Origin of the sequence: Cuspidothrix issatschenkoi CHARLIE-1 (assembly GCF_002934005.1) — a bacterium.
In the GTDB taxonomy this organism is placed as follows: Bacteria; Cyanobacteriota; Cyanobacteriia; order Cyanobacteriales; family Nostocaceae; genus Cuspidothrix; species Cuspidothrix issatschenkoi.
Window position 1 is genome coordinate 1 of sequence record NZ_PGEM01000136.1, and the last position, 7240, is coordinate 7240.

Genomic DNA, 7240 nt, shown 5'->3' on the forward strand with positions numbered 1-7240 from the left:
CAACACGACGACATTGGGTAACTCTTCAATTGCTAATTTTAGCTCTTATCTCGCCATAAATCTCACTCTAGATAGACTTGTGAACTACCACACACTGACCTTAGGTACAGTGTGGGCTTCCCAATTCATCGGAAACAGCCTCTCTTATCTTTGTAGTTCTATTGGTCTGACATTCCCCCCAAGGGCGGAAGTCCTGTGTACACCCTAGCTTCATTTATGGCGAGGGGGTTGGGGATGGGGTTTTTCTATTTCACTCAACAAAATAACCGCTATAGCGGTATGCACTTGAATGAGATACAGAATTTACCTAAAAAACTATACACTCTCATGACTTTCAACTCTGTTCCCTATTCCCTATTCCCTATTCCCTGTTCCCTGCTATATATATTACTCTAACTAACTTTTCCCACGCCAGCTAAATCTAAAATCGGTGCGATCAAATCTTCCCGCTTCACCGCCATGATATGTACACCTTGACACAATTCCTTGGCAATTTGTACCTGTTCGGCGGCAATTTTCATACCTTCTTCTAGGGGATGTTTTGCCTTTACTAATCTATCAATAATGTGATCGGGAATATTCACACCGGGAACAGCTTTATTAATAAACTGGGCATTTTTTGCCGATTTCAACAGGAAAATTCCTGCCAAAATTGGTTTATTGTAACTAGAGGCAATTTTATCCATGAACTTTTCTAATATTTCAAAATCAGTAATTAATTGACTTTGAAAAAATTGCGCCCCGGCTGCTATTTTCTTTTCAAACCGACTTTGTAGACCTGACCAACTTTTCGATTGGGGATCTACGGCGGCACCTGCAAATAAATCTAATTCTCCATCAGTTAAAGGTTTATGATTAAAATCAACACCCTGATTCATGTTTCTAATTAACTGCAATAACCTCACAGCTTCCAGATCAAAAACGGCTTTGGCATCAGGATGATCACCTGCTTTTACAGGGTCGCCTGTGAGGGCTAAAATGTTGCGGATACCCAAAGCATGAGCGCCCATTAAATCAGCTTGTAATCCGATTCTATTGCGATCGCGGCAAGCAAACTGACAAATCGGTTCAATACCATGTTGCAATAAAATGGCCGAGGCGACCAAGGAAGACATTCCCATCACGGCGCGGCTACCATCGGTAATATTGACAGCATGAACCCTTCCCTTAAGAGTCGCCGCCATTTCAATGGTATGGGTAGGATCTCCGCCCTTGGGAGGTGCAACTTCGGCAGTAATTAAAAATTCACCTGCTTGGGCTGCTTTACGGAAGTTATTAAAAGCACTAAAGCTATGGGTATCCGGCATAATGTGACCAGTTCAGTTTTCTACTAGGGTAAAGCAAATTACACCTAAAAGCCTAAACCCTAAAGAGGTACAGTGAAACCCAAAGCAGCTTTCACATCTGCGAGAGTTTGGTTAGCGATCGCCCTGGCTTTCTCCCCACCATCCCGCAACACCGACTCTAAATAACCTTTATCCGCCATTACTTCCTGATATTTATCTTGAATTGGCTTTAAAGCATGAATCGCTGTTTCTGTCAATAGTGGTTTAAATTGTCCCCAACCCATATCTGCACATTCTGCTGCTACTTCTTCCTTAGTTTTCCCAGACAGCAGCATATACAGAGTTAACAGATTATGACATTCTGGACGTTCTAAATCATCAAAGGCTAAACCCCTGACTAAATCAGTTTTACACCGCTTAATCTTCTTAGTAATCTCCTCTGGCGAATCTAAAATATTAATGCGGCTTAATTCCGAAGGATCTGATTTTGACATTTTCCTTGTTCCATCTGTCAAACTCATCACCCTTGCACCTTCCTTTCTAATTAAAGGATCTGGTAACTTTAATACAGGTGCTTTTTTTGCAAATTGATGATTAAACCTGTTGACAATATCCCGTGTTAGTTCTAAATGTTGCTTTTGGTCTTCACCTACCGGCACTTTATCAGCTTGATATAGCAGAATATCCGCCGCCATCAGCACAGGATAATCTAACAAACCAACACCGACATTTTCCCCTTGTTTAACGGCTTTTTCCTTAAACTGGATCATATCTTGCAACCAGTTAAGGGGAGTAATGCAATTTAGCAACCAAGTCAGTTCACTGTGGGCAGAAACATGAGACTGAACAAAAATGTGAGAATGGTTTAAATCAATACCACAGGCTAAATAAAGCGCAGCGATGGTGTAGGTATCAGCCGCTAAGGTGGCGGGGTTATGTGGTACAGTAATGGCGTGTAAATCTACCACACAAAAGAAATTTTCATACTGGTCTTGAATTTCTACCCAGTTACGAATTGCACCTAAATAGTTACCCAAGTGTAAGTTACCAGTTGGTTGAACTCCCGACAGAACGCGCTGCTTACCCATAATTATCCGTTATTTATCTCCTCTTCCCCGCTTGATAAATGGGGCGGTTACAAAACTTATTTTAGTAGTCATTGGGGATTAGAGGTTATTTAAGCTCCCTTTTGTCTTGGGCAGGGAAACCCCACCCCTAGATATGACTAATTTGTAACTTCAGCCATTTCAATAACGCGTCCGTCGTAGTCTTTGACTAAGAAATTCAAAGGCTTTTGGTTGCGAATCTTGAATTTTAAACCTCGTAGTTCCACACGCATTAAAATTAATTCTAGGCAGTCATGGTCAAAACAAACATGGCGTTGTTGATCTTTCTTACCTAAACTAGCACCAGTAATGATATGTAGTTGGGTATTTTTCTTAAGTTGATACCATAGTCCATCATTGCCATTATTCATGGTTCTGTTAGACCAACTAGGACTTGTAGACATATATAAAGGATCAATACCTGTTGCACCTATGGTTTGCTCATAATTGTAATAATAGTGCAAAGGTACTTCCGCTACTGGTAAATCTAGCAATCCTTCATATAATTGTCGGGCAATTTCTAAATCTGACACCATGACAGTATAAACTTTGGGAGCGCTGGTGAGAAACATCCACATAGCGCCAGCATAGGCTGCCAATAGCATAATCATAATTCCTTGGGTAGAAAATAGGCTATCCAAGGGTAAAGACGGTAAAAACGAGCCTAAAGTCAGTGGACTAAGCAGGAACGAAATGGAACTAGCTGCTATAACCATGAACAAATATTATCAAAAATTGGTATAAAGGAGGCGTTTTGAGTATGGTCAATTAAGACTAACATTAAGTCCTTGTTTCTAGTTTATCAAGATTCTAAAGTCATGGACTTCCAGATATGATGAATAATCGCATAGCGTTCCCTACTGTATTCTAACCATTATCTAGTCAAGAGATTGTGCAAATTCCCCACTTTCGTGAAGCTAATCACCCATTGGTAAAGTCGCTATTTCATCACAGCGACCACGAACTACTGACTTTATTTCAACGATATCCCGATTCTGGCAAGTATTTCACAGTCATTTTTTGCCGTTATAGCCCCATAGTTTATACTTTAATTCGGCATTCGGCGCGATCTCCTGTGCAAGCTGATTATTTGTTTGCCCTAATATGGCGATATATTTACTATGAATTAGGTGGACTGGATTTAAAACCAAGGGCTACAGGACAAGATGCTTTAACTATGCAAAACTGGTTAATTAATATCACTGCTTTTTGTATTAACGAAATTAAACTACCACCCACCGAAGCAATTCATTATTCTCTTAAAGATACTTCTCCTCCACTATGGTGTTATGTAGAACAGGCATTAGAACAACTACCACCAATGTCGCGTTTAATCGTCTTAATGGCGCAAACCTTCCACTGGAGTGAAACGAGAATTGCTGCTTATTTGCAAGCTGAAGGAGAACAAATTTCTCCCTCTGAAGTGGCCAGTTGTCTGCAAGAAAGTTATCAGATGTTAGAAGATAAATTACCTGCCGATATCCGGGCTATTTACTTAGGTGAAGATGGAATAGATTCCTAATTTTAGCTATAATAATCACAATTAATTTTAGCCGCAACTATGAGTTTTCCACCATCAGGTTACTTGGACATCCTCAATCCTACAAATTCTGACTTCTAGATTTTTCTATTAACACCATCTAGGCAAAACCGAAATTTCCAGGTTAAATATTATGAAACAGTGGCATTTTTTACCAGGAAAGACAAGCAATCAAGGCAATTTAGCCAAGTTGCCAATTTTAACTTTTTATATTGTATTATTCACCTGTTTATTTACAAATACAGGTGTAAAAGCAATTGATATTACCCAACAAATTCACCGCCCTTTAAATAGTTATGCTGGTAAACCATCGCGGGATGTAGCAGATAAATTACTCAAACAAGGTAAACAACAATTAGCCCAAGGCTTTCCTGAAAAAACCCTGAAATCAGCACTAGAAGCCTTAGAAATTTATCACTCCTTGGGTGATTTAAAAGCCCAGGGTTCAACCTATGATTTACTAGCCAATACCTATCTACAGTTAAATGATATTAAAAATGCCGAAGATTCCCTCCGACGACAGTTAGCAATATCTCGTGATAATCAAGATTTTCAAAATCAAATTTTTGCTCTTAATAATTTAGGTAGTATTTTCCTAGAAAAAGGGGAAAATATTGCCGCCCAAGATACTATTGAACAAGCTTTAGTTATTGCGCGTAATATCACTAGCATTGAAGGACAAGGACTATCTTTAAGTAATTTAAGCCTCGTTGCCCTCAGAACAGGAGATTATAATAAAGCAATCAAAATTGGTGAATATGCCCTAGCTTTTCGCCGGCAACTTGGCGATGCTATTGGTGAAGCCAACACCCTAAATAATCTAGGTGATGCTTATCTTGCTATAGGTGATTATCAAAATACTATCGGTAGTTATGGAGCAGCAATGCGACTAGCAAAAAGCAGTTTTGAACGTCCTAACCAACTACGAGCAATTGACGGTTTAGTCACTGCCCATGCTGCTGTAGGACGCTATGATCGAGCTTTGCAATTGTTAGAAACTCGTGTGGCACTTACAGACTCCAAGAGAAACCCCGCAGAAGATTTAAAATATTTAGCAATATCTGGGGAACTATATGAAAAAATGGGTAATTTTGCCAAAGCCAAAGATTTGTACAGTCGAGCTATTTCTCTTGCTCAAAAATTAGAAGATAGCAAACAACAAACCTTATTAGTTAATCGCCTCAACGAGTTAAAAGCACGTTAATTTCTCATGGATAGGGGTGGGTTGGTTAGGATATCGATTGATCATGAAACTAACTCTTGTAAAGACGTTCCGCCTGAACGCGTCTACTATAGTTTATGTCCTAATCTTAATGGCTATAGCTATATCAGTAAAAATATGAAATAAGTCATGATCTCTAATAAAACATGAATATGATATTATATTTAAGAAATGTATACAAATTCAAAAAATAAAAAAATCACCCACTCAGGCGATGATTATCATCCATTGACTCATGTATCTTTCTAAACAGTTTCTACCATGATTTGTTACATCGAAATTCCCCTAATTCGCAAAAAAATAAAATATCCATTACGCTGGTTAATGGGTTTAATTGCTAGTGGTGTTTTAATCGTGGGAACAACAATGATAGTAACCACTATCAAGCCAGGAAATAAACCCCTAGATATTAATAAATTGACTGTTCCCGTAGAAGCAAAAAGCGTAACTGTCCGCATTACCGCTAGTGGGAAAGTCCAACCAGTACAAAATGTGAATATTAGTCCTAAAAGCCCTGGACTTTTAGCAGAATTAAATGTTGAACAGGGACAAAAAATAGAAAAAGGACAAATTATTGCTCGCATGGATAATTCGGAAATTAAAATGCGAATTCTCCAATACAAAGCAAATTTAGAACAAGCCAAAGCACAGTTAGCAGAAGGTCAAGCAGGTAGTCGTCCCGAAGAAATTGCCCAAGCTAAAGCCCGTATTGCCCAAGCCCAGGCACAGTTAACAATTATCCGTGATGGTAATCGTTTACAGGAAATTCAACAAGCACAGGCTCAAGTAGAATCGGCAAAAGCTTCCTTACAATTAGCTCAATCTCGGTTAAAACGTTATCAAGATTTAGCTAAAAATGGGGCTATTTCTCAAGATAGTTTAGAACAATATATCAGTGAACATATAAGAGCTAAGGCTAATTTAGAAGAAGTACAACAGCGATTTTCATTACTAAAAATTGGCAACCGTAGTGAAGATATTCAAAAGCAACAAGCAATAGTGGATCAAGAACGGGAAGCATTAAGAAAATTAGAAAATGGCAATCGTCCTGAAGAAATTGCTAGATTTAAAGCGGCGGTAGTGAGTGTGGCGGCTCAATTAAAACAGCAACAAGTACAATTAGAAGATACAATTATCCGCGCTCCATTTTCAGGAATTATAACTCAAAGATATGCCACCATTGGGGCTTATGTCAGTCCGGCAATTTCCGCTTCTAGTAATGCTTCTGCTACATCCACTTCTATAGTAGCCTTAGCTAGGGGTTTAGAAGTTTTGGCTAATGTACCGGAAGTAGATATTCCCCAAATTAAACAAGGACAAAAAGTAGAAATTTTTATAGATGCTTACCCTGATGAAGTTTTTCAGGGTAGAGTACGCTTAATTGCTCCAGAAGCTGTAGTTGATCAAAATGTCACCTCATTTCAGGTGCGGATTGCAATTGATACGGGAGTAGAAAAATTGCGCTCAGGAATGAATGTGAGTGAGGTTACATTTCTAGGTAATAATATTGATAATGCCCTGTTAATTCCTCAAGAATTGATTGTGACTCAAAAAGGAAAAACAGGAGTTTGGTTATTAGGTAAAAATAATAAACCTCAATTTCATCTAGTAAGAATAGGAGCAAACATTGATAATCAAATTCAGGTTGTAGATGGTTTAAAAGCAGGTGATCGGATATTTATTGACTTACCTAAAGATATACAGCGTAAATCTGAAGATAGCAGTAAGAATTCTCCTAATAATTAGGGGTTGCTGAATAAAGCTATAACCGTTTATTAATAGGGGTTTCGCGGATTTTAAGAACAAGCAAGTGCAAGGTTTTGGCAAATGGAGTCTCAAAACAGTTGCATTTTTCCTTGTCGGATATGAGAAATTGAGGATATCCAGATAGTTGAAACTGTTCCCTGTTCCCTGTTCCCTGTTCCCTGTTCCCTGTTCCCTGTTCCCTGTTCCCTGTTCCCTGCTATATCATTTATGGACACAGTAAAAGAAGTCGGGGATCTGGGTATGAACGAGTGCTATAGCTGAATACTTACCGAACAGGGAATTTATCTGAGGGCAAAATGTAACTTTTCCAATAATTCTT

6 protein-coding genes are annotated in these 7240 nt (G+C 38.7%); 3 read left to right on the top strand and 3 right to left on the bottom strand.

What is annotated here, in order from left to right; genetic code table 11:
- Positions 1-392: 392 nt before the first annotated feature.
- From CUN59_RS16840 to CUN59_RS16850, 3 genes are all read right to left on the bottom strand, one after another.
- Entirely contained in the window at positions 393-1307 is a 915-nt protein-coding gene (locus CUN59_RS16840; RefSeq protein ID WP_104388929.1) for a methylenetetrahydrofolate reductase, read from the bottom strand.
- A 59-nt stretch (positions 1308-1366) separates the two neighbouring features.
- The gene (trpS, locus tag CUN59_RS16845) at positions 1367-2374 is read right to left on the bottom strand and encodes a tryptophan--tRNA ligase (protein ID WP_104388930.1); all 1008 of its coding nucleotides are present in this window, start codon (positions 2372-2374) and stop codon (positions 1367-1369) included.
- A 137-nt stretch (positions 2375-2511) separates the two neighbouring features.
- A complete protein-coding gene (locus CUN59_RS16850) occupies positions 2512-3108 on the bottom strand; it encodes a glyoxalase-like domain protein (protein ID WP_104388931.1) in 597 nt (198 codons plus the stop codon).
- A 176-nt stretch (positions 3109-3284) separates the two neighbouring features.
- On the opposite strand from CUN59_RS16850, the gene CUN59_RS16855 reads away from it, so the two are divergent.
- The 3 genes from CUN59_RS16855 to CUN59_RS16865 all read left to right on the top strand — a co-directional run bounded on the left by CUN59_RS16855 (position 3285) and on the right by CUN59_RS16865 (position 6900).
- Complete coding sequence (locus CUN59_RS16855) at positions 3285-3914, top strand: RNA polymerase sigma factor (protein ID WP_104388932.1); 630 nt, start codon at positions 3285-3287, stop codon at positions 3912-3914.
- A 151-nt stretch (positions 3915-4065) separates the two neighbouring features.
- On the top strand, positions 4066-5136 hold the full coding sequence (locus tag CUN59_RS16860) for a tetratricopeptide repeat protein (RefSeq protein WP_104388933.1): 1071 nt from the start codon (positions 4066-4068) through the stop codon (positions 5134-5136).
- 279 nt (positions 5137-5415) lie between these two features.
- On the top strand, positions 5416-6900 hold the full coding sequence (locus CUN59_RS16865) for an efflux RND transporter periplasmic adaptor subunit (protein WP_104388934.1): 1485 nt from the start codon (positions 5416-5418) through the stop codon (positions 6898-6900).
- Positions 6901-7240: the final 340 nt, after the last annotated feature.